This is a genomic window from Mitsuokella sp. AF33-22, assembly GCF_003475755.1.
Taxonomy (GTDB): domain Bacteria; phylum Bacillota; class Negativicutes; order Selenomonadales; family Selenomonadaceae; genus Mitsuokella.
The window spans coordinates 65,419-86,453 of record NZ_QRQA01000001.1 but is presented as its reverse complement, the minus strand read 5'-3'; the positions used below and the strand labels follow the sequence as shown (position 1 = coordinate 86,453).

Annotated in this window: 24 protein-coding genes; all 24 read right to left on the bottom strand. The window is 55.5% G+C overall.

Annotated elements, in window-relative coordinates; translation table 11 throughout:
- Positions 1-173 precede the first annotated feature (173 nt).
- The gene (locus tag DWZ54_RS00515; protein ID WP_118474063.1) at positions 174-374 is read right to left on the bottom strand and encodes a cold shock domain-containing protein; all 201 of its coding nucleotides are present in this window, start codon (positions 372-374) and stop codon (positions 174-176) included.
- Positions 375-528: 154 nt separating this feature from the next.
- On the bottom strand, positions 529-1,248 hold the full coding sequence (locus DWZ54_RS00510) for an amino acid ABC transporter ATP-binding protein (RefSeq protein WP_118474062.1): 720 nt from the start codon (positions 1,246-1,248) through the stop codon (positions 529-531).
- Entirely contained in the window at positions 1,235-1,900 is a 666-nt protein-coding gene (locus DWZ54_RS00505; protein WP_118015210.1) for an amino acid ABC transporter permease, read from the bottom strand. Before DWZ54_RS00505 ends, DWZ54_RS00510 begins: the two co-directional genes overlap by 14 nt.
- A gap of 160 nt (positions 1,901-2,060) precedes the next feature.
- Positions 2,061-2,843 carry a basic amino acid ABC transporter substrate-binding protein gene (locus tag DWZ54_RS00500; protein WP_118015211.1) on the bottom strand — a complete coding sequence of 261 codons (783 nt, stop codon included), beginning with the start codon at positions 2,841-2,843 and terminating at the stop codon, positions 2,061-2,063.
- Between the two features lie 153 nt (positions 2,844-2,996).
- On the bottom strand, positions 2,997-3,281 hold the full coding sequence (locus DWZ54_RS00495; protein WP_118015212.1) for a zinc-ribbon domain containing protein: 285 nt from the start codon (positions 3,279-3,281) through the stop codon (positions 2,997-2,999).
- Positions 3,282-3,549: 268 nt separating this feature from the next.
- Positions 3,550-5,646 (bottom strand): cation-translocating P-type ATPase, encoded by a 2,097-nt coding sequence (locus DWZ54_RS00490; RefSeq protein ID WP_118474061.1) that lies wholly within the window; start codon positions 5,644-5,646, stop codon positions 3,550-3,552.
- Entirely contained in the window at positions 5,646-6,284 is a 639-nt protein-coding gene (locus tag DWZ54_RS00485; RefSeq protein WP_118474060.1) for an HMA2 domain-containing protein, read from the bottom strand. The genes DWZ54_RS00490 and DWZ54_RS00485 overlap by 1 nt, the downstream gene beginning before the upstream one ends.
- A gap of 3 nt (positions 6,285-6,287) precedes the next feature.
- The gene (locus DWZ54_RS00480) at positions 6,288-6,578 is read right to left on the bottom strand and encodes an HMA2 domain-containing protein (RefSeq protein WP_118474174.1); all 291 of its coding nucleotides are present in this window, start codon (positions 6,576-6,578) and stop codon (positions 6,288-6,290) included.
- Between the two features lie 95 nt (positions 6,579-6,673).
- Positions 6,674-6,880: a 50S ribosomal protein L9 gene (locus DWZ54_RS00475; protein WP_118474059.1), complete on the bottom strand. Its 207-nt coding sequence runs from the start codon at positions 6,878-6,880 to the stop codon at positions 6,674-6,676.
- 195 nt (positions 6,881-7,075) lie between these two features.
- Positions 7,076-7,576, bottom strand: a complete 501-nt coding sequence (ilvN, locus tag DWZ54_RS00470) for an acetolactate synthase small subunit (protein WP_118015254.1) — start codon at positions 7,574-7,576, stop codon at positions 7,076-7,078.
- Positions 7,577-7,635: 59 nt separating this feature from the next.
- The gene (ilvB, locus tag DWZ54_RS00465) at positions 7,636-9,321 is read right to left on the bottom strand and encodes a biosynthetic-type acetolactate synthase large subunit (RefSeq protein WP_118474173.1); all 1,686 of its coding nucleotides are present in this window, start codon (positions 9,319-9,321) and stop codon (positions 7,636-7,638) included.
- A gap of 102 nt (positions 9,322-9,423) precedes the next feature.
- A complete protein-coding gene (locus DWZ54_RS00460; protein ID WP_118474058.1) occupies positions 9,424-10,104 on the bottom strand; it encodes a ComF family protein in 681 nt (226 codons plus the stop codon).
- Between the two features lie 51 nt (positions 10,105-10,155).
- Complete coding sequence (gene yqeB, locus DWZ54_RS00455) at positions 10,156-10,989, bottom strand: selenium-dependent molybdenum cofactor biosynthesis protein YqeB (protein WP_118474057.1); 834 nt, start codon at positions 10,987-10,989, stop codon at positions 10,156-10,158.
- An 810-nt stretch (positions 10,990-11,799) separates the two neighbouring features.
- Positions 11,800-12,459, bottom strand: coding sequence for a TatD family nuclease-associated radical SAM protein (locus tag DWZ54_RS00450; RefSeq protein ID WP_118474172.1), 660 nt, complete (start codon positions 12,457-12,459; stop codon positions 11,800-11,802).
- 46 nt (positions 12,460-12,505) lie between these two features.
- The gene (locus DWZ54_RS00445) at positions 12,506-13,330 is read right to left on the bottom strand and encodes a pyridoxamine kinase (RefSeq protein ID WP_118474056.1); all 825 of its coding nucleotides are present in this window, start codon (positions 13,328-13,330) and stop codon (positions 12,506-12,508) included.
- Positions 13,331-13,357: 27 nt separating this feature from the next.
- Positions 13,358-13,852, bottom strand: a complete 495-nt coding sequence (gene queF, locus DWZ54_RS00440; protein ID WP_118015219.1) for a preQ(1) synthase — start codon at positions 13,850-13,852, stop codon at positions 13,358-13,360.
- Between the two features lie 150 nt (positions 13,853-14,002).
- Positions 14,003-14,755, bottom strand: coding sequence for a succinate dehydrogenase iron-sulfur subunit (gene sdhB / locus DWZ54_RS00435; protein ID WP_118015220.1), 753 nt, complete (start codon positions 14,753-14,755; stop codon positions 14,003-14,005).
- 18 nt (positions 14,756-14,773) lie between these two features.
- Positions 14,774-16,681, bottom strand: a complete 1,908-nt coding sequence (gene sdhA, locus DWZ54_RS00430) for a succinate dehydrogenase flavoprotein subunit (protein WP_118015221.1) — start codon at positions 16,679-16,681, stop codon at positions 14,774-14,776.
- A 36-nt stretch (positions 16,682-16,717) separates the two neighbouring features.
- The gene (locus tag DWZ54_RS00425) at positions 16,718-17,344 is read right to left on the bottom strand and encodes a succinate dehydrogenase (RefSeq protein ID WP_118015222.1); all 627 of its coding nucleotides are present in this window, start codon (positions 17,342-17,344) and stop codon (positions 16,718-16,720) included.
- 82 nt (positions 17,345-17,426) lie between these two features.
- Complete coding sequence (locus tag DWZ54_RS00420; RefSeq protein WP_118015223.1) at positions 17,427-17,993, bottom strand: Fe-S-containing hydro-lyase; 567 nt, start codon at positions 17,991-17,993, stop codon at positions 17,427-17,429.
- Positions 17,994-18,038: 45 nt separating this feature from the next.
- Positions 18,039-18,881, bottom strand: coding sequence for a fumarate hydratase (locus tag DWZ54_RS00415; RefSeq protein ID WP_118015224.1), 843 nt, complete (start codon positions 18,879-18,881; stop codon positions 18,039-18,041).
- Between the two features lie 261 nt (positions 18,882-19,142).
- Positions 19,143-19,670, bottom strand: a complete 528-nt coding sequence (locus DWZ54_RS00410) for a metallophosphoesterase (RefSeq protein ID WP_118474055.1) — start codon at positions 19,668-19,670, stop codon at positions 19,143-19,145.
- The gene (gene rdgB / locus DWZ54_RS00405; RefSeq protein WP_118474054.1) at positions 19,667-20,266 is read right to left on the bottom strand and encodes an RdgB/HAM1 family non-canonical purine NTP pyrophosphatase; all 600 of its coding nucleotides are present in this window, start codon (positions 20,264-20,266) and stop codon (positions 19,667-19,669) included. The genes DWZ54_RS00410 and rdgB overlap by 4 nt, the downstream gene beginning before the upstream one ends.
- Positions 20,267-20,273: 7 nt before the next feature.
- Complete coding sequence (gene rph, locus DWZ54_RS00400) at positions 20,274-21,020, bottom strand: ribonuclease PH (protein WP_118474053.1); 747 nt, start codon at positions 21,018-21,020, stop codon at positions 20,274-20,276.
- Positions 21,021-21,035 lie beyond the last annotated feature (15 nt).

The window sequence follows — 21,035 nt, the reverse complement described above, 5'->3', positions numbered from 1 at the left end:
CAAGAAGCCTGGTCCGACAGGGGATTGCTTCTGATTATATGATATGTATTCGCCAAGGCCTCACGAATCCCTGCTTGAAATCGGAATATTTCATTAAAAAATAACAAAAACTCAACAAAAAATGCAAAACGAAAGCCCAGGCCAAAGCCTGGGCTGGTTAAAGACAAATATTATCAGGCCGTCTTGATGACATTTGCTGCCTGCGGACCTCTTGCACCTTCAACGATGTCGAATTCGACATCCTGACCCTCGTTGAGCGTCTTGAAGCCTTCATCCTGGATCGCGGAGAAGTGAACGAACACATCATCGCCGTCTTCACGTGCAATGAAGCCGTAGCCTTTCTCAGCGCTGAACCATTTTACTTTGCCAACCATAATGATTCCCCCTAAAACAATGTAACCGAGGCCAAAACAGCCTCCCGAATCAGCACGATGCTGACTAATTCCAATTATACTGACTCGCCATGCAACTGTCAAATTACATTACGATATGAGGATCATAAGAGGGTCTTATACATTTGTTCGAGGATCAGAGGACCTTCGAGAGGAACGAGCGCGTGCGCTCCTCCTGCGGATGCTCAAATACTTCCTTCGGATCACCCTGCTCGATGATGCGGCCGTCGTCGACGAACAGCAGGCGGTCGCCGACTTCACGGGCAAAGCCCATCTCGTGCGTGACGATGACCATCGTCATGCCCTCTTCCGCCAGTTTGCGCATGACATCGAGAACTTCGCCGACCATCTCAGGATCGAGCGCCGAGGTCGGCTCGTCGAACAGCATGACCTTCGGCTTCATGGCAAGGGCACGGGCGATGGCCACGCGCTGCTGTTGACCGCCTGAAAGCTGGTTCGGATACGAATCCGCCTTGTCTGCCAGGCCGACGCGGGCGAGGAGGGTCTTGGCCGTCTCCTGGGCCTCCTCCTTCTTGATGTGGCGGACCTTCATCGGTGCAAGCATGATATTCTGGAGCACCGTCATATGCGGGAAGAGGTTGAAGCGCTGGAATACCATGCCGACTTCCTCACGCACCTTATTGATGTTGGCCTCGCCGTCGAGGACGATGCCATCGACGCTGACCTTGCCGGACGTCGGCTGTTCCAGGTAATTCATGCAGCGCAGCAGGGTGCTCTTGCCGGAACCGGACGGACCGATGATGACCACGACTTCCTTTTCCTTGATATCGAGGTCAATGCCCTTCAGGACCTCCACCTCACCGAATGATTTCTTCAGATTCTCAATGGCGATCATCCGTCTGATACCTCCTCTCGAGATAAGCGACAAAGCGGGAAATCGTCAGCGTCATGGCCAGGTAGATGACCGCTACACTGATCCAGATTTCCAAGGAACCGTACGTCTTGGCGATGATGAGCTGACCACGGCGCGTGAGCTCTTCAAAGCCGATGACCGATACGAGTGACGAATCCTTCAGCAAAGCGATGAACTCATTGCCGAGCGGCGGGATGACGCGCTTGAAGGCCTGTGGCACAATGATGTAGCGCATCGTCTGTACCCATGTCATGCCGAGGGAACGGCCGGCTTCCATCTGCCCCTTGTCGATGGACTGGATGCCGGCGCGGAAGATCTCTGCTACGTATGCACCGGAGTTGATGCCGCAGGAACCGATGGCGGCGACAAACGGATCGACGCGCTGGCCCGTAATGACCGGCAGCGCGAAGTAAACGAGGAAGATCTGCACGAGCAGCGGGGTGCCACGGAAGAAATCGACATAGACAGCCGACAGCACGCGTAAAATCTTGATGCGCGATATGCGCGCGATGCCGACAAAGAGGCCGATGATGACGCCGAGTGCTACGGACAGCGCCGTAATCTTGATGGTAACGCCTGCACCCACCAGCAGCAGTGGGAAGGAGTTCACCACCAGGTCAAAATTGAAATGCATGTACTCTCACCTTACCATTTCGAGTTATATTTATTCAACGAAAAAAGAAAAAACCTGTACTTAATTATATTTCCTGTCGTATGGCCTGTCAACGCATATTTTATATAGAAAGAAAAACACCAAGCCATCAGGCTTGGTGTTTTTTATGCAGGATTCGTGATTATTTCTGCTCACCGAACCATTTTGCATAGATCTTGTCGTACTCGCCGTTCTCCTTGAGCTTCTTGAGTGCGTCGTTGATCTTCGTCTGGAGTTCCGTATTGTCCTTGGCGAGGGCAATGCCGTAATCCTCAGCCGTCAGGCGCTCCGGCAGAGCCTTGACACCCGTCTCACCGCTCTTGGTGATGTAGTAATCATTGACCGGACGGTCGTTGACGACAGCATCGACGCCATTGGCCTTGAGTTCCATGAAGCAGTCAGCCGGCGTGTTGAGCTCCTTGACCTCGACGCCGCCGAGCTTCTTGACGGCCTCAGCACTCGTCGTGCCGATCTGGACCGCAACCTTGTGGCCCTTGAGGTCCTGGAAGCTCTTGATGCCCTGCTCATCGGCGCGGACAACCATCGTCAGGCCGGACTGATAATAGGGATCCGAGAAGAGTACGTTTTCCTTGCGCTCATCGTTGATCGTCATGCCGGAAATGATGACATCGATGTTCTTGGCCTGCAGGGCCGGGATCAGGCCATCAAAGCCGATGTTCTGAATCTCGACATCGTAGCCCATCTCCTTGCCGACGGCACGGATGAGATCCATATCGAAGCCCTGGTATTCCTTCTGGCCTTCATCCTGGAACTCGAATGGAGCGAAGTCGATGGAAGAACCAACTTTCAGGACCTTCGCGCTGGAACTGCTGCTGGAGCTCCCGCCATTGCCGCCGCAGCCGGCAAATGCCGTAACAGCGAAGACACAGGCAGCTGCGAGAGCCAGTAATTTTTTCATCTTCATACAAAATCCCTCTCTCTCAAAATAATCGCCTTTCACAAAAGAAAGCCCGGAAACGCATTCCCGGGCTTCATTGCTCATATGCATGTTTATTATAGCATGCTGCATAAAGAATCGCAAGAGAGATCCCTGCGGTTCCTGTCTTTCTTTATGCGATTACTGTGCGCGTCTCTTGTTGAAGCAGTCGCGGCAGTATACCGGACGATCGTTCTTCGGCTCGAACGGAACCTCCGTTTCCTTGCCGCAGTCTGCGCAGACGACCTTGTACATCTTGCGCTGCTCACCGCCCTCACGGCTGCGGCGGCGCTTGTCGCGGCAATCACGGCAGCGTGCTGGTTCGTTCTCAAAGCCTTTCTCAGCATAAAATTCCTGCTCACCAGCGGTGAAGATGAATTCTTTACCACATTCTTTGCACGTGAGTGTCTTGTCTTGGTATTCCATAAGATAATCCCCTTACTAAAAATAGAAATAAACTTCAGATGTCCGCTTCCCTATAAGCAGAAAATGCTAAGAAAAAGAACGTCTATAAATACAGTATACTTGTTATTATCATAAAGTGCAAGTAATTTTTTTATTGTGTAAAAATTCCGCTGAATTAGAAACAATAACCATCGCGTCAAACAACGCAAAAAAGCAGGCCGTCTGCCGCGTGGAACACACGCGCGGCAAACAGCCTGTCCAAAAAATCATGATTTGAGAATGAAGAGAATCAACGGCGCTTGCGGCGAACAAAGGTGCGCTGCTCGGGCTGCAGGATGCGGCAGCTGTTGAGCACGACAGCCAGTGTAGCCGTGTTGTGGATGACGGCTGCCCACAAGGGATTGATGCGTCCGAGTGCTCCGAGGAGCATCGCCGCACTGTTGACGAGGATCGTCGCCATGAAGTTCTGATGCACGAGATCCATCGTGCGGCGGCCGAGCTGCAGAGCCTCCATGAGTCTCGACGGGTCCTCCGAATGAATCGTGACAGCCGAAGACTCCGCGGCGATATCCGTCTGGCGGCCGCCGAGCGACACGCCGACGTCGGCAAAGGCCAGCGCCGGCGCATCGTTGATGCCATCGCCGACCATCATGACCGTGCCGTGCTGCTTGAGCTTGTTGACATAATCGGATTTATCCTCCGGCAGGATTTCCGCATAATAGGAATCGATGTCCATGCTGCGGGCCACTTCCTGTGCGACCGGCTTGCTGTCACCCGTGAGCATGACGATTTCATCAATGCCGTAGCGGCGCATCTGATTGAGCGTCTTCTTCATCTTGGGACGAATCGGATCCTCGATGCCGATGACGCCGATGAGCTGTTCATCGCGAGCCACGTAGAGGAGATTCTTGCTCGTGAGTCCCGCATCGAGCGTTTCGGGATCCGTGATGCCATGCTCGGCAAGGAATTTCTTGCTGCCCACGCGGACCACACCGCCGTGGAAGCCTTCAAAATCGGGCACTTCCGCCTGCATGCCGCGCGCCACAATGGTCTTCGAAGTCTTATGATGCGGCGTCTCCCAGTCCTTCTCCTTGACGTATTTCTGAATGGCAACGGCCAGAGGATGAACGGAATGCAGCTCTGCCGAAGCGGCGAGCAGGACCGTCTCCTTCTCCGTGACGCCCTGCGCGGTCTTGACAAAGGAAATCTGCGGCACGCCCACCGTCAGCGTGCCCGTCTTGTCGAGCACAACGGTATCCGTCTCGGCCAGGGCCTCGATGTAGTTGCCGCCCTTGACGAGAATGCCGCGCTTCGCGGCTGCGCCGATGGCCGCCGAGATGGCCGTGGCTGTCGAAAGCTTGAGACCGCAGGAAAAGTCGATGAACAGGAGATTCAGGACGCGCTGCCAGTCCCGCGTCGCGCCATAAACGATGGCTGCACCGAGGAACGACACCGGCACAAGGAAATTGGCCATCTGGTCGGCAAAGTTCTGCACCGGCGCCTTGCGCGTCTGCGCTTCCTCGACGAGATGGACGATGTGCGCGAGGCTCGTATCCTTGCCGACCTTCTCCACGGCAATGACGAGCTCACCGGCTTCGACGACGGAGCCCGCATATACGGGCGAGCCCTTGTGCTTCATGGCCGGATTGGACTCACCTGTGATCGATGCCTGATTGATGGCGGCATCGCCGGAGATGACGCGGCCATCGATGACGATCTTCTCACCGGTATGCGCGGCGATGACATCGCCAGCTTTGACCTCTTCGACGGGTACCTTGCGCTCGACCTCTCCATCGACGAGCCATACGTAGCGCTGATCGAGCGAGAGCAGGCCGGAAATATGGCTGCGCGCGCGTTCTGCCGCGTAGCTCGTCAGCATTTCCGCACCGTTGGAAATGGCAAGCAGCGTCAGGCTCGATTCCGGCTTGCCGGCCAGTACCGAAGCGATGACAGCCGTCGCCGTCAGTGTATCAGCATTGGGCTGATGATCCTTGACCATGCCCTGTACGCCATTCTGGATGAACTTGCGGGCAATACCGAGCACGAGCAGGCTCCTGACGACCTTGAGGCTCAGGAAGAGCTGCGGCTGCGTGCGGCGCAGGACTTCCATGCCGGCAAAGCTCGCGAGCGAGAACAAGGCATCACGGCGGTACTCCGCGAGGCGGTCAGCCGGTTTGATGGCTGCTTCCCTGACGCGTTCGACCGTCTCGATGGCCAGGCGCTGGATTTCCCGTACCGGCAGGCGTCCCTGATACCAGATCTGAATGCGCCGCTCCGCTACCGTCACGGCCTTGACCATGCGGTAGCGGCGTATGGCTGCCGCCAGCCTTGCGCGCTCTTCGCGCGGCAGGCTGGCCTGCAGATTAAAATAACAACTTCCGTACATTATACCGTTCGCCAGCCTCTCATCAGTGACAAGGCCCACCAGAGCATCTGCGCGCCTGATGGCGAAGTCTGTGTCATAATCATCTTGCGCAGGCCGCGCAGGCCAAACAGCAGGGAGGCCAGAGAACTCATGTCAAACAAGCCGCCCGTGCTGTGCTTGATCCAGGCGGAAAAAGCGCGGGCCGAGCCGCGGATGCTGCGCGTGACACTGCCCGCGTGCGACTCATCTGGCAGCCGGTCTTCTGTATCTGCGCTGCCCCTGTGCCCAAAGATATGATCACGCAGCCAGGCTGCCAGGCCTTCAATCTTCAGTGCATCCGCCTCCTCGAAGCAGAACAGGATGCTGCCGCTTAAGGCATTGACCTCTACGCTCCTGACAAAATCCAGGCGTGAAAGATTTTCCTCGAGGATACTCGCCAGTCCTGCGGAAATGACAGCAGCCCGGTAACGCCGGCGGCCCGGCAAAGCGGAAACGAGCTCGAGCCCGTCCGGCACAGCCTTACTGCGCACCGGACGGGAAAAATGTGCCCGGCGTGCCGAAACGCGCGGCGCACGAGCTCCTGACTGACGACCTCCCAGCATCTGACGGATGCTCTTGCCAATGGCGGCGCCCATCATGAAACCAGATACATAAGACATGGCTTACCTCCTCCTCGCATGTGTCATGATATATTCTTCAACTTTGCGCAAATCACGGTTCGTGCGCAGAATCTCAGGCACATAATAGATGAGGATGGAGCCCGTCACCGTGTTCGTCTCCACGCGCTCAATTTCCCGGAATGCACCGAGCTGCTGCTGCACCTGCTGTTCCAGGCCGGGATTGCCGATGAGCTTCTTGCTGTGAAGACGCACACGGCCCGGCAGATAAGATGAGATCTCGACCGAGCGGATGAATAAATCCAGGGTATTCGTAGGAATCTGCAGATTTCCCATGAAATTCAATCGTATTTCCTCCCTAAAACCACAATGGCATGTACAGAAAGAGACTGCCGCAAAGCTGGCAGTCTCCCTTGTCTCATGCGAAACAATCAGTTTTTCTTGGCTTCCTGAGCCGCAATCAGGTCTTCCAGTTCTTCCTTCTGACGCTGAAGCTCAGCAAGGGGAACTTCGCCAGCCGGAGCGGCCGGCTGAAGAGCGGCCATCTGCTGCTCGCGCTCCTGCATGAAGCGATAGCCGAAGATACCGGCTACTGCACCAACGGCAAGACCAATCCAAAAATCTGTCTTCTGGAACATCTCATCCATCCTCCTTCACATATCATCGTATATATAATAAGCAGACTGCTTATTACCCATATTTTTGGGGACTGCACTCCCTGTTTCTTTTCCATAATAACACGACTGGTTATCATTGTCAAAAAAGAAGACCGTTAAAAAATCCCTGCTGAAGCAAGCCACAGCAGGGATTGTAACGCTTCCACACCAGCGTGTTCACATGTCCTTGACGGGGACCGGACCGCGGGAAATCGCGATAGCTCCTGTGCGGGCAATCTCGATGATGCCGTACTCCTTCATGACATCACAGAGTGCATCGATCTTATTCTGTGCACCCGTCAGTTCAATGACGACATCCTGCGGCGTCACATCGACGATGTTGGCACGGAAGATGTTGACCACATTGATGATGTCCGCGCGATTCTCACGCGTCGCGGCAACCTTGATGAGCACGAGCTCGCGCTCAATGGAATCCGCCTCGCTGAGATTGACGATCTTGATGACATCGATGAGCTTGCTGAGCTGATTGATGACCTGGTAGAGCTCATTCTCCGATTCTACCGAAACCACAATATTGATGCGCGTGACATCCGCATCTTCCGTATAACCGGCCGAAATGCTTTCGATATTGAATGCTCTGCGGCTGATGAGTCCCGATACATGTGTCAGAACTCCCGGCTTATCGTCGACGAGGACGGCCAGCAGATATTTTTTCATCATAAAACCCCTTTCTATGGCAGCCATGGCGTCACCCGGCGCCATGACACAACGGTTCCTCAAAGATTGCCGAGCACCATCTGATCCAGGCGCTTGCCGCCCGGTACCATTGGCAGGACATTCTCCTCTTCCGGCACGAGCACGTCGATGAGGACAGGCCCCGGCTGTGCGAGGATCTCCGGCAGACGCGTCGTGAGCTCCTGCTTCTTCGTCAGGCGATATCCCTTGACGCCCATCGCTTCAGCCAGCTTCACAAGATCCGTCTTGCCCTTGAGTTCCGAATGGGAATAATGATGATTGTAGAACAGGCGCTGCCACTGGCCTACCATGCCGAGGATGGAGTTATGGATCACGACGACCTTGACGTCGATCCCCTCATCGGCAATCGTCGCAAACTCCTGGCAGTTCATCATGATGCTGCCGTCACCCGAGAAGAGGATGACGCGGCTCTGCGGGCAGCCGACCTTGGCGCCCATGGCAGCTGGCAGGCCGTAGCCCATCGTGCCCTGGCCGCCGGAGGTCAGGAAATGACGCGGCTTGTAGACCTTGAAGAACTGCGCAGCCCACATCTGATGCTGGCCAACGTCGGTAACGGCAATCGTGTCCTTGTCCGACAGCTGGCTGATCTTCTCAATCACGGCCCCCGGCTTGATGAGGTCGCCTTCCTCCTGATAGCCGAAGGGGTGCTCGCCCGTCATCTCGATAGCATGGGCCAGCCACGGTGCATAGCGGGCCGGGAAATCATCCTCTGACGCTTCGAGCTTGCTGCGCAGGAGCGGCAGTGCCCAGCTGAGATCGCCGATCACGCTGATATCCGCCGTCACATTCTTGTTGATTTCCGCCGGATCGATGTCGAAATGAACGATCTTGGCATGCGGGGCAAACTCCGAAACCTTGCCCGTCACGCGGTCGCTGAAGCGCATGCCGACGCAGAGCAAGAGATCGCACTGCTGGATGGCCATGTTTGCCGCATACGAGCCATGCATGCCGGCAAATTCCAGATAGCCTTTCATATCAGCCGGGATCGTGCCGATACCCAGCAGCGTCGCCGTCGAAGGCACGCCCAGGCGCTCGATGATGGCGCAGAGATCTTCTGACGTATTGGAGATCGTCACGCCGCCGCCCGTGAAGACCAGCGGTTTCTTTGCCTTGCGCAAAGCTGCGATGACGTCATCGATGTCCTCTTCCCTGCCGGCGCACTCGCCCTTGTAGCCGCGCAGATGAACCGATTCCGGATATTCGTAGTCAAACTTCGCATCGAAGACATCCTTGGCAATATCGATGACGACTGGGCCCGGACGGCCCGTGCGGGCAATGTAGAACGCTTCCTTTATAATGCGCGGCAGATTGTGTACATCCTTGACGAGGTAATTGTGTTTCGTGATGGGCGTCGTGATGCCGCAGATATCCGCCTCCTGGAAGGAATCCTTGCCGATGGAGGCATTGCCGACCTGTCCCGTGATGCAGACGAGTGGTACCGAATCCGTGCAGGCCGTTGCAATACCCGTGATGAGGTTCGTTGCACCAGGGCCCGACGTGGCAAAGACCACGCCGACTTTGCCCGTCGCGCGCGCATAGCCGTCAGCCGCATGGACAGCGCCCTGTTCGTGACGCGTCAGCGTATGCGGGAAATTCATCTTATAGACCGCATCGTATAACGTGAGCACAGCGCCTCCGGGATACCCGAAGACCATATCCACGCCTTCTTTCTTCAGGCTCGTAAGGACGGCCTGAGCACCATTCATCTTCAATCGAATGCCCCCTTGTACCTTCGCCATATTGGCTCCAACAAAAAACTCGCGTAAGATTCCTCTATTATACATCAATTGTATACAATTTTACAATCATTAACGACAATTTAATCTCCCAAAGTCGCTTGCAAACACAAGTACGTCAACGGAAGCGGCTCCTGCCTCATGGAGCACCCGGGCACAGGCTGCCATCGTCGTCCCTGTCGTCAGGATATCGTCAAGCAGCAGGAGATGACGCCCGGCAATCGCAGCCCCCGGCTCAGGCACGAAGGCATGCTGCAGGACACGGCGCCGCTCGTGAGGCTGCAGCGCATAGAGAGGACGGGTGGCGGACTGCCGTCGCAGCAGGCGCTCAGATGGCAGATTCCTGGCAGTCAGGAATCGATCAAATATAGCCTCCACCTGATTGAAGCCGCGTTCCCGTTCCCGCGCCGCATGCAGCGGCACAGGCACCGCAGCCTCAAGGTCAGGCGGCAGATGAATGTCCTGCTGCACATGACAAAGATACGTATCGATATACGGCAGTGCACTGCGCCGGCGCCGGTATTTGAGATCATGGACCAGGCTGCGCAGGCCGCCGCGATAGACGCCAAGCGCCCAGGCAGAACGGACGATTCCTTTTAAGGGAGCCGGCAAAACCAACCGGTGTACGCCGCCAGCCCGTTTCAGGCAAGCCGGACACCACGAACCGCGCGTCTCCACGTACGCATGACAGAGTGGGCAATGCGGAGGAAACAAGAAATCCAGCAGCGGCTGCCATAAGGAAAACCGAGTCATGACGCTCCTTTCCAGGCCGCTGTCTCAGCTCCTGCCGCAATGGCCAGAACCTCAGAAGAAGCGATGTTTCGGCTTCTTGCTCTGCCAGGCCATGACCGCCTCGAGTACGGAGCCGCCGATGCAGCGGGCCTTGTCCGATATCGTATAGCATTCTTCCTGTCCCATCGTCGGATGGATATCCGCGATCTTCTGCCCGGCAGCCACTTTCACACCATCGTAGATGATGCCACGCAGCACGCCGTCAATCGTCGCTTCGATCTCGATTGTCTTGCCCTCCTTCGTATGAAGATGCGCGATTGGCTCTCCCTTCTTGACCACGAGAGAAATCGTACGCAGGACCTCGATGCGGCCATCAGCCGGCGAAAAGACCAGATGATCGAGATTCGGCGACGCATCGACCGTGCCATTCCCATGGTCAGGATCCTTTGACGAGTAGCCTTCATAGATCAGGCGGCCGAGGTTGTGCCCGCGGCCCGTCTCTACGACCACATCGACATCGCGTCCGGCACAGAAGCCAGGCCCCAGAGCAATCGTATGTGTCGCCATCCCCTTGTTTGTTCCCGTAGACTGATGGTTCAGAATGGCATCGACCAGCACATCCGGGTGCAGCTCGGCCACGCACTTGGCCTCGGGGTCGGCCATCATGATGACTTCGCCTTTCTTGAGACGCTTCGCCGCTTCCGGCAGCGTCTTGGCGCGATAGCAGGTCACGCGCTCCACCTCGGCTTCGCCACGGTACATGGCATCGGAAAACGATACCTTGCGGCGCGTGGCCGTCGGCTTTTTCTGTTCGAGCACGAGTACGCGGAAACCGGCACAGTGCAGGCAATGGATGATGCCGCTGGCAATCTCACCGCCTCCTCGCACGATGATCAGATGTTTCATAGGACAGGCCCTTCTTTCCCTTTGGTATTACTTCCATTATACTACAAAATACGACAGAATCTTATATTTTTCCTAAATCCATCTCCCTCGATCCGCAATTTGTGCAGAATCGTTTCTGTCCATCCTGCGGCAAAGAAAATTCTCCTCAAAATTATATCAGAAGTATTGCAATTATCTGATAGTAATGCTATAATATAAGTGTAAAGAGGAGATGGATATGCAGACCACCGCAGAGTAGTCCTGGAGGTCGAAATGAGGTACGGTGCCTGTCCTGCCGAAAGAGGCTCTCTTCAAAACCTTACACGAAAGGATGTGGGTGGTTATTGAAGATTATGTATCGCAAGACTTCTTTCCATCCTGACTAGCAAGCGCATTGTTGAAGTACAAGAATATCCGCAACGGCGGGGTATGCACGTAATGATGGCCAGGGGCCGCCAGTCGTGCTCGATGCCAGTGGAAGTTTGGAGCGCAACGTCAGCGCGATGGACTGAAGGAAAGCAACCCTGGGTAAGTAAACGAGTTTCATCTACGTTCCATCGAGAGTGGTAGTCGGTATCTCCTATCGTTATCGGTAACGTTCCGAAGATGAACCAGATGTGTACACGATTTTACAACAAGGTGATTTGACATCACAGTTGTTTCAGCTGAGCATGAGATATTGGTAGAATTTCTAATCGCGAAGAAATTTTACAGGTCGACAACAGAATATTGAAAAAGAGAAGGATCACAAATATCTATGGTAATCTACATATAAAGCGGCTCGTATTACAGAGAGAATACGAGCCGCTTTTTTATTGCCATTTCCCCGCATCAGGAATCTTCATAGGGACGCACGCGCAATGTCAGGCCGCGCTGCTCACAGATTGCCTTGCATCTTGCAATCTCATCGGGACCCTCGACATGGTCGACAATGGTCAGAACGACATGCGGCACATACGGCTTGCAATGCTCGGCAAATGTCAGCATCGCCTCATACGACTTCTCGCCAAACTTCGCCCGCGTGAGCTCGTAATAGCGCTGTGCATTGGAAGCGTTGAGGCTGATGGAAACCGTATCGAGGATTCCTTTGAAATCAGCGGCAAAGACGCGTCCGTTCTCAAGCTCACCAAGACCATTGGTGTTGAGGCGCGTCGGCAGATCAGGGTGCGTCTTCTTGACATAGTGCAAAAGAGTCAGCAGATCATCAAGCCGCATCGTCGGCTCACCGAAGCCGCAAAAGACAACTTCCTTGATGTACTCCCAGGGAACTTCATCCAAAGCCCGCTCCACTTCAGCCACGGCCGGTTCGCGTTTGAGCCAGAGCGTGGACTGCTCCGCCATATGCTTCATCGTGCGCAGGCAGAAGGTGCAGGCGCAATTGCAGCGGTTCGTGATATTGACATAGAGATTGCGTCTGCCCTCCGGCTGGACGCGCAGGGATTCCTCGAGCGGCAGGTATTTGCCGCCGGCATGCGTTGCATAAACAATCATCTTCATTACCACCTATCTTCTTGTTGCTTTCTGCAGACAAAACGGCTCAATGCAGTTCTGTCAGGTATTCTTCAAATGGCAGACCGTAATTCCACGGCAAATCGAGCTCTACGGCGTAGGCAAGACAGCGGCTGATGAAATCCGCTGCACGCTGTACGGCCGGCTCGAGTGCTTCGCCGCGGATCAGGCTGGCAGCGACAATGGCCGCGAAGGCATCGCCGCTGCCGGAGCGGTCGCCGCCGATCTTTTCCGACCGGATGATGGCCGTCCTGCCATCCTCGTAGAGAAAATTCTTGATGGTGTCCGCTTCGTGAAGTCCCGTGATGACGATCTGCCGCGGCCCGCGTGCAGCCAGAGACGAAGCCATCTGCTGGAGTTCTTCATCGCTCACTTCCCCATTCTCCGGATACGGGATATCGAGCAGCTGGCAGGCTTCCGTAAGATTCGGCGTCACGAGGTCAGCCACCTGCAGCAGGCTGCGCATCTTGTCGCACATCTCCTGCGTATACGAAGGATAAAGCCTGCCGTAATCGCCCATGACCGGATCGACCATGACGCGCGTGCCATCTTTCTTGAAGCGCCGGATGAAATCCAGCACGATGGCAATTTGTTCGGCAGAGCCCAGAAATCCCGTGCAGATGCCATCAAAATCCAGATGGTTGCGCTGCCAGCTCTCCATATACGGTTTCATGCGGGCCGTATAATCATCGAGATAATGATCCGGGAATCCCGTGTGGACGGACAGGATAGCCGTCGGCAGCGGACACGCCTGAATCTTCATGGCCGAGATGAGCGGCAGCTCCACGGTCACCGAGCAGCGGCCGAACCCCGTGATATCATTCACCAGCGCAATGCGCTTTTGACGTTTCATTCCTTCATCCCTTCATCCCTTGCATTATCAGCGGTTATCGACCTTGTCCATGGCGACGAGGTCATGTTCCATGAAACGGTGCTCGGCCAGCTTCTCATACTTCGTGCCCGGACGGCCGTAATTGGCGTAGGGATCGATGGAAATGCCGCCGCGCGGCAGGAACTTGCCCCAGACCTCGATGTATTTCGGATCCATGAGCGCAATGAGATCCTTCATGATGACATTGACGACATCCTCATGGAAATCGCCATGGTTGCGGAAGCTCACGAGGTAAAGCTTCAGGGATTTGCTCTCAACCATCTTCTTTCCCGGGACATACGAGATGTAGATGGTCGCATAATCCGGCTGTCCCGTGATGGGGCAAAGTGCCGTGAACTCAGGGCAATTGAACTTGACCCAGTAATCGTTATCCGGATGACGGTTCTCGAACGTCTCAAGGATTTCCGGGCAGTAATCGTAATGGTATTTGACATTTTTCTTGCCTAAAAGCGTGATGTCTTCCTGGGATTTATCGCGTGACAATGAAATTCCCTCCGTATCTTCACTATTCCTACACAGTATATTACTACTATCATAGCGAATCCATCAAAAATAATCAAGCAATGCAAAAGGACTGCCCTGCAAAGCTATGCTCTGCAGGGCAGTCCCCAGATGTGACCAAGTCGTCAGAGATTATTTGTCGAAGATGTTGCGCAGTGCCTGCTTGTTGACATCGCGGTTAAGCTGTGCGAGATACGTCGTCAGCTTGATGTTCTTCGGGCAAGCCTCGACACAGTTCTGGCTGTTGCCGCAACTCGTGATGCCGCCCTTCTCCATCAAGGCGTTCAGGCGCTTCGGAGCGTCGAACTTTCCGAGCGGATGGAGGTTGAAGAGATAAGCCTGTACCGTCGGAGCCGGTCCGATGAAGTCGGACTGCGGGCCAACGTTCGGGCAGGCTTCGAGGCAGCAGCCGCAGGTCATGCAGTGCGAAATCTCGTAAGCCGTCTGAGCCGTGTACGGATTCTGGATTGGAGCATCCTTGACTTCCCAGGTACCATCGACTTCGACCCAGCCATGGATGCGCTTGAGGCTCTCGAACATGACGGAGCGGTCGATGAGCAGGTCGCGGATAACCGGGAACGTGCGTGCCGGCTGCAGGTGAATCGGCTGCTTGAGCGTATCAACGAGCGTGCAGCAAGCCTGGCGTGCCTTGCCATTGATGACCATCATGCAGGCGCCGCAGACCTTCTCGAGGCAGTTGCACTCCCAAGTTACCGGAGCGACTTTCTTGCCGTCGACGGTCACCGGGTTCTTCTGGATTTCCATCAGGGCTGCAACGATGTTGAGGCCCGGACGATAGTCTACTTCGAACTCCTGGTTGTACGGCTTCTCTTTCGGGCCGTCCTGGCGCTCGACGATGATTCTGACTTTTTTCTGTTCTGCCATTTCTATTTGTCCTCCCTCTTACTCTTTCTTAGCTACGGCATAGTTACGCAGACGCGGCTTGATAAGAGAGTGTTCGAATTCACGGTAGGAAACAACCGGCTCTTCCTTCTCCTGGTCGAACGTGACGATGGTCGTACGCATGAACTCTTTATCGTTACGCTCGAAGAACACGAGGTCGTCGTTGCCGTCATCCGTCGTGCCACGGCCCGTCTCAGCATCGAAGTGGAACTTGCCGTACTTCTTCGTGAGGGCTTCCTTGAGCTGATCGTCCATCTTGTCGTAGTCGGACTTCAGGACGATCTTCGCATGAGCACCGCGGCTCTCGTCACGCTGCAGAGCGGACTGCGTGATGGCCATCGCATAGATGATCATGTTGCGCAGCTGACGAACGAACATGGCTTCCTGGTTTGCCCACGTGCCATGATCCGTGACGCCGATGTTGTCCCAGCGCTTGAGGATCTCCTTGAGTTCCTTGACGCATTCCTTGAGGCCGTTGTTATCGCGCTCAATGGAAACGTATTTGTACATGATATCGCCGAGCTCGTGATGGAGCTTATGCGCATTTTCCGTACCATTCATGTTGCGGATCTTGTCGAACTCTGCTACGCACTCCTGACGTGCTGCCTCGAGCTCTTCGTCCGTAAGAGCAGCGCCGAGCTTGCCGCTACGTGCGAGGCGCAGGGATTCCGGACCAGAGATCGTGCCCGAATACGTTGCCGACAGCAGCGAGTTTGCACCGAGGCGGTTTGCGCCATGGTACTGGTAATCGCACTCGCCGGAAGCCAGCAGGCCCGGGATGTTCGTGTGATGCTCGCGATCGACCCAGATACCGCCCATCGAGTAATGGATCGACGGGAAAATTTCCATCGGGACCTTGCGCGGATCCTGACCCATGAAGTCGCTGTACATCTCGAGGATGCCGCCGAGCTTGCGCTCGAGGTAGTCAGCCGGGATGTGCGAGAGGTCGAGGTAAACACGGTTCGGGTTGTGCATGCCGAGGCCCATGTGGACAACGACCTTGTAAATGGCGCGCGATGCAACGTCACGCGGTACGAGGTTGCCGTATGCCGGATACATATCCTCGAGGAAGTACCAGCGCTCTTTCTCGCCCGTCTGCGGGTTCTTGCGGTAAACCCAGACGCGGCCGCCTTCACCGCGGCAAGCCTCGGACATCAGGCGGTTCTTATCGGAACCCGGGATGGCCGTCGGATGGATCTGGAGGAACTCCGGATTGCCGAGCTCAGCACCCTGCTGGTAAACAGCGGAGACAGCGGAGCCATTGCAGATCGTCGAAGCCGTGCAGCGGCCGTACACCTGGCCAGGGCCGCCCGTAGCGAGGATGACGACATCAGCCGGGAACGAAACGATCTCGTTGGAATTCATGTTCTGCGCAACGATACCGCGGCAGACACCATCTTTGTTCTTGATAATCTTGATGAATTCCCAGAACTCATACTTCTTGACGCCGCCCTTTACTTCCCAACGGCGAACCTGCTCGTCGAGAGCATAGAGGAGCTGCTGGCCCGTCGTGGAGCCGGCGAAGACCGTGCGCTTGTTCTTCTGGCCACCGAAGTTACGGAGGTCAAGCACGCCTTCTGCCGTACGCGTGAACGGCACGCCCATGCGGTCGAACATCTTGATGAGCTTCGGAGCAGCCTCGACCATGCCCTTTACTGCGAGCTGGTCAGCGAGGAAGTCGCCGCCGTATACCGTATCATCGAAATGCTCATAGATGGAATCGTGCTCACCCTTCGTATCCATGCAGGCGTTGATGCCGCCCTGGGCGCAGAGGGAATGGGAACGCTTTACCGGGCAATAGGAAAAGAGGTCTACTTTTCCGCCGCCTTCGCAGATCTTCAGCGTAGCCATGAGGCCCGAAAGGCCGCCGCCTACGACGATAATCTTATTTTCTGGTTTCTTAGCCATTGATATTCTCCTTTTCTTACACAGCGTATCGAGGTCTTACATGACGTAGTAGCTGGCCATGAAAGCGACCGTTACCAGGCAGAGAAGTGCGCAGAGGCACATGCTCAGGACGTTGATGACGAACTGAACGCGCGGGCCTTTGGCAATGCCCCAAGTCATGCAGAAGGTCGTGATACCATTGCAGAAATGGAAGATTGCAGCGAACATGCCGATCGTGTAGAGCACGGCTACGAGCGGGCTGCCCGTGAAGTAGGACTGCAGGAGCTCATAGGAAATCGGCGTACCGGAGATGGCTTTCGTGAAGATGCGCAGATAGAATACATGCCAGATGAGGAATACGACGAGGAACCATGCCGTCCAGCGCTGGAGTGCAAACTGCCAGTTGCGGACATAGCCATAGCGGCCCGGGTTGTTCTTGGCCTGCAGTGCGATATAGATACCATAGATGGCATGGAAGAGGATTGGCAGAGCAACGCCAAAGATTTCCAGGCCGAGGAAAATCGGATGCGGAATGAGCTCCATCATGGCAAGAGCGCCATTGAGCGACTCAGCACCACCAAGTGCACGAGCATTCGTGATGATATGCTCGAAGAGGAAAAGGCCGATTGCCAGCAAGCCGACTAAGGAATGCAGACGGCGCAGATAAAAAGTTGTGTGAAACATTCTATACCTCCTGTTGATTCGTGGAAAAAAGGAAAGAAGCCTTGAGCGAGCCTCTCAAGAACTTCCTTCCTCCCAACTTTTATCAGTAACCCTTCAGGGTACGATACTTCTCCTGGTTGACATCGTAGAGGTTGTTCCCCTGGCAGTCGATGACAACAATTGCTGGGAAGTCTTCGACCGTCAGGCGTGCCAGTGCCTCAGGGCCGAGTTCCGGGTAAGCGAGGACTTCGTATTTCTTGACGGATTTTGCGATGAGCGCCGCAGCGCCACCAACAGCAGCAAAGTACGTGACGCCATTCTTCTTCATGGATTCAACGACTTCCTTGGAACGGGAGCCTTTGCCAATCATTCCCTTGATGCCCTGATCGAGCATCGTCGGCGTGTATGCATCCATGCGGCCAGAAGTCGTCGGACCGCAGGAGCCAATCGGGTCACCCGGCTTTGCCGGCGTAGGTCCGAGGTAATAAACCATCTTGTTGTGCCAGTCAATCGGCAGCTTCTCGCCATTGGCAAGCGCTTCGCACATCTTCTTGTGTGCGGCATCGCGGGCTGCGTAAATCTCACCCGTGATGAGCACGCTGTCGCCGATCTTGAGCTTACGGGAATCTTCTTCCGTAAATGGGGTATGGATACGAATAGGTTCTGCCATGATTATCTCTCCTCCTGATGATTTCTGCTCAGCTTATGGAACGAATCAAAGTACGCGCTGTGCATGGCGGCATGCATGGCAGCAGATCGTAACAGCCACCGGCAGGCCAGCGATATGCGTCGGACCCCACTCGATGTTGACGCCGATGCAGGACGTCGTGCCGCCGAGCTGCGGTCCAATACCCGTTTCATTGATGAGTTCGAGGAGTTCGTCTTCGAGCTTTGCATACTCCGGCATCGGGTTATGCGAATCGATCGAGCGCGTCAGCGCAATCTTGCTCATGACAGCGGCGCGGTCCATCGTACCGCCGATACCAATGCCGACAACCATCGGCGGGCAAGGATTCATGCTGGCATGGAGGATGATCTCCATAACGGCTTTCTTGACACCTTCGACGCCATCAGCCGGAACGAGCATCTTGATGCCGCCCTTGTTCTCAGAACCAAAGCCTTTCGGCTCAACCGTGATCTTGAGCTTGTCGCCCGGAACGATCTTCGTGTAGATGACGCCCGGCGTGTTGTTCTTCGTGTTGACGCGATTGAAAATCGGCTCTGCCACGACTGACTTTCTCAGGTAGCCTTCCGTGTAGCCCTTGGCGATACCATCGTTGACAGCCTCTTCGAGGTCACCGCCGACGATGTGAAGATCCTGGCCGACTTCGAGGAAGACAATCGTCATGCCGGTGTCCTGGCAGTACGGGCGATCTTCATCGCGTGCGATTTCTGCGTTCTTGATGATCTGGTCGAGCACGGCCTGGCCTACCGGGGACTTCTCCGTCTCGCGGCCTTTCTTCAGGCCTTCATAGACGTCCTTCGGAAGATAGTAGGCAGCTTCCTTGCACATCTGTGCAACGGTTTCCGTGATCTGTTTTGCGTCGAGTTCTCGCAAAGTAATCCCTCCCATAAATACGACTTATCACACATCTGTGATTCATGATAACACATTTTATAGCGGCTTTCAAGCATTATTGAATGCCCGCAAACCCTTGAAAATAGTGAATTCCATTCACTTTTTCCTGCCCACTCAGGACACGAAATTACTATTATATACATTTACATATATTGGCCATCTGCAAAAAAAAATCCTGCTTTCACACAGGACTTTTTTCGATTCGCTTATATATTTTGTTAAAACTTTTCTTGATTCGGCTTATTGTATCGTGTTGACATATACGCCATTTATGGTGTTCTCTGCGGAAAAACGCACGAGACGGACAGCGGGACGCTTCCCCGGCACGAGTTCCATGACCGCGAACGACCCCGTCGCGGCATCGCGCGGGCGCGCGACGCTGCCGGGATTCAGTACGGTGAGCTCCCCTGGGGAAAGTTCCGCCACATGCGTATGCCCGTAGATGGCGATGTCCGCGCCGCAGGCCTCCGCCTGTTCGCGCAGCATCCGCGTCGTATAGCGCACGCCGTAGATATGACCATGCGTCAGGAAGATGCGATGGCCTTCCACATCCCGGACCTCATCATCCCTGACGCGCTCATCCGGCCAGTCACAATTGCCGGCGACACGTACGACTTCGGTATCCGTCATCATCGCCAGGTACTCCGCATCGGGTACCACATCGCCTGCGTGGAACCAGAGCCTGACGCCCTGTGCAGCGGGATGGGCGAGCATCGCATCGATGGCACGCGTATTGCCATGGCTGTCGCTCACGATTCCTACTTTCATTTCAGATACTCCTCCAACTTGCGGACCATAGCGCGCAAAGCCTTGCCGCGATGACTGATGCAATCCTTTTCCTCAATCGTCAGCTCCGCCATCGTGCGGCCCGGATAATCGGCCGTGTAGAAATACGGATCATAGCCAAAGCCATTTTCCCCCTTTGGCTCGAGCGCGACCTTGCCCTCGCAGCATCCTTCCGTCTCGTACTCCGTGCCGTCAAGACCGGCAAAGGACAGGACGCAGCGGTAATCGGCAGGCGAGCACGTGACGCCGTGTGCACGCAGTTCCTCCCTGAGCTTCGCGTTGTTCGTCGCGTCATCGGCATGGAAGCCGGCGAAGCGCGCCGAATGGACACCTGGCGCCCCTAAAAGGACTTTGACCTCCAGGCCCGAATCGTCCGCCAGGCAGTCGCAGCCGGTTTTTTCCCGATAGAAACATGCCTTGATCCTGGCATTCTCACCGAAGGTCCGACCGTTTTCCACCGCATCCGGCAGCTCGCCAAAATCTGCCAGCGAAACGACTTCTACCGGCAGATGCGCAAGCGCCGCGCGCAATTCGCGCACCTTGCCCGGATTTTTGGTTGCCAAAACGATTTTCTTCATGCTTTTCTCATCCTTCCCGGCCGACCAGCCAGACGAGTTCCCCGCCCAGCACATCCTTCTGATACGAAATGAGTTCCCGGCAGCCGCTCTCGCCAAGCGCCAGGAGGCTGCTGAGCTCCTCATGGCTGAACGGACGGCCCTCGCCCGTCCCCTGCACTTCGACGAAACGGCCGTCTCCCGTCATGACGACATTCATGTCGACGATGGCCTGCGAATCCTCCTCATAGCAAAGATCGAGAATCGGCTCTTCCTCGTGGCTGATGCCCACGCTGATCGCGGCCAGAAAATCCTTGACGGGAAAGATATTCCCCTTCTCATAAAAGGACGCACATGCCTCGACCAGCGCGACAAAGGCACCGGTAATCGAAGCCGTGCGCGTGCCCCCATCCGCCTGGATGACATCGCAGTCAATCTGGATGGTGCGCTCACCGAGAGCTTTCGTATCGACGACGGAACGCAGACTGCGGCCAATCAGGCGCTCAATCTCCTGCGTCCGGCCGGACTGGCGTCCCCTGACGGCTTCGCGCTGCGTGCGCGTGCTCGTCGCACTCGGCAGCAGAGAATACTCTGCCGCAATCCAGCCCTCTCCCGTGCCGCGCAGGAAAAAGGGCACGCGGTCCTCGATGGAAGCCGCGCAAATGACCTTGGTATTCCCCATCTCAATGAGCACCGAGCCCGCCGGATACTTCTGGAAATGGCGATGAATCTCATACGGCCGCAGGTCACCGGCCTGCCTTCTGTCAATTCTTGCCATGTCTTCACCCTCCAA

Excerpts from the sequence above, each read along its gene's own strand:
- DWZ54_RS00515 (WP_118474063.1), bottom strand. The coding sequence starts at position 374 with ATGGTTGGCAAAGTAAAATGGTTCAGCGCTGAGAAAGGCTACGGCTTC.
- DWZ54_RS00510 (WP_118474062.1), bottom strand. The coding sequence starts at position 1,248 with ATGATCGCCATTGAGAATCTGAAGAAATCATTCGGTGAGGTGGAGGTC.
- DWZ54_RS00505 (WP_118015210.1), bottom strand. The coding sequence starts at position 1,900 with ATGCATTTCAATTTTGACCTGGTGGTGAACTCCTTCCCACTGCTGCTG.
- DWZ54_RS00500 (WP_118015211.1), bottom strand. The coding sequence starts at position 2,843 with ATGAAGATGAAAAAATTACTGGCTCTCGCAGCTGCCTGTGTCTTCGCT.
- DWZ54_RS00495 (WP_118015212.1), bottom strand. The coding sequence starts at position 3,281 with ATGGAATACCAAGACAAGACACTCACGTGCAAAGAATGTGGTAAAGAA.
- DWZ54_RS00490 (WP_118474061.1), bottom strand. The coding sequence starts at position 5,646 with ATGTACGGAAGTTGTTATTTTAATCTGCAGGCCAGCCTGCCGCGCGAA.
- DWZ54_RS00485 (WP_118474060.1), bottom strand. The coding sequence starts at position 6,284 with ATGTCTTATGTATCTGGTTTCATGATGGGCGCCGCCATTGGCAAGAGC.
- DWZ54_RS00480 (WP_118474174.1), bottom strand. The coding sequence starts at position 6,578 with ATGGGAAATCTGCAGATTCCTACGAATACCCTGGATTTATTCATCCGC.
- DWZ54_RS00475 (WP_118474059.1), bottom strand. The coding sequence starts at position 6,880 with ATGTTCCAGAAGACAGATTTTTGGATTGGTCTTGCCGTTGGTGCAGTA.
- ilvN (WP_118015254.1), bottom strand. The coding sequence starts at position 7,576 with ATGAAAAAATATCTGCTGGCCGTCCTCGTCGACGATAAGCCGGGAGTT.
- ilvB (WP_118474173.1), bottom strand. The coding sequence starts at position 9,321 with ATGAATGGTGCTCAGGCCGTCCTTACGAGCCTGAAGAAAGAAGGCGTG.
- DWZ54_RS00460 (WP_118474058.1), bottom strand. The coding sequence starts at position 10,104 with ATGACTCGGTTTTCCTTATGGCAGCCGCTGCTGGATTTCTTGTTTCCT.
- yqeB (WP_118474057.1), bottom strand. The coding sequence starts at position 10,989 with ATGAAACATCTGATCATCGTGCGAGGAGGCGGTGAGATTGCCAGCGGC.
- DWZ54_RS00450 (WP_118474172.1), bottom strand. The coding sequence starts at position 12,459 with ATGATTGTTTATGCAACGCATGCCGGCGGCAAATACCTGCCGCTCGAG.
- DWZ54_RS00445 (WP_118474056.1), bottom strand. The coding sequence starts at position 13,330 with ATGAAACGTCAAAAGCGCATTGCGCTGGTGAATGATATCACGGGGTTC.
- sdhB (WP_118015220.1), bottom strand. The coding sequence starts at position 14,755 with ATGGCAGAACAGAAAAAAGTCAGAATCATCGTCGAGCGCCAGGACGGC.
- sdhA (WP_118015221.1), bottom strand. The coding sequence starts at position 16,681 with ATGGCTAAGAAACCAGAAAATAAGATTATCGTCGTAGGCGGCGGCCTT.
- DWZ54_RS00425 (WP_118015222.1), bottom strand. The coding sequence starts at position 17,344 with ATGTTTCACACAACTTTTTATCTGCGCCGTCTGCATTCCTTAGTCGGC.
- DWZ54_RS00420 (WP_118015223.1), bottom strand. The coding sequence starts at position 17,993 with ATGGCAGAACCTATTCGTATCCATACCCCATTTACGGAAGAAGATTCC.
- DWZ54_RS00410 (WP_118474055.1), bottom strand. The coding sequence starts at position 19,670 with ATGAAAGTAGGAATCGTGAGCGACAGCCATGGCAATACGCGTGCCATC.
- rdgB (WP_118474054.1), bottom strand. The coding sequence starts at position 20,266 with ATGAAGAAAATCGTTTTGGCAACCAAAAATCCGGGCAAGGTGCGCGAA.
- rph (WP_118474053.1), bottom strand. The coding sequence starts at position 21,020 with ATGGCAAGAATTGACAGAAGGCAGGCCGGTGACCTGCGGCCGTATGAG.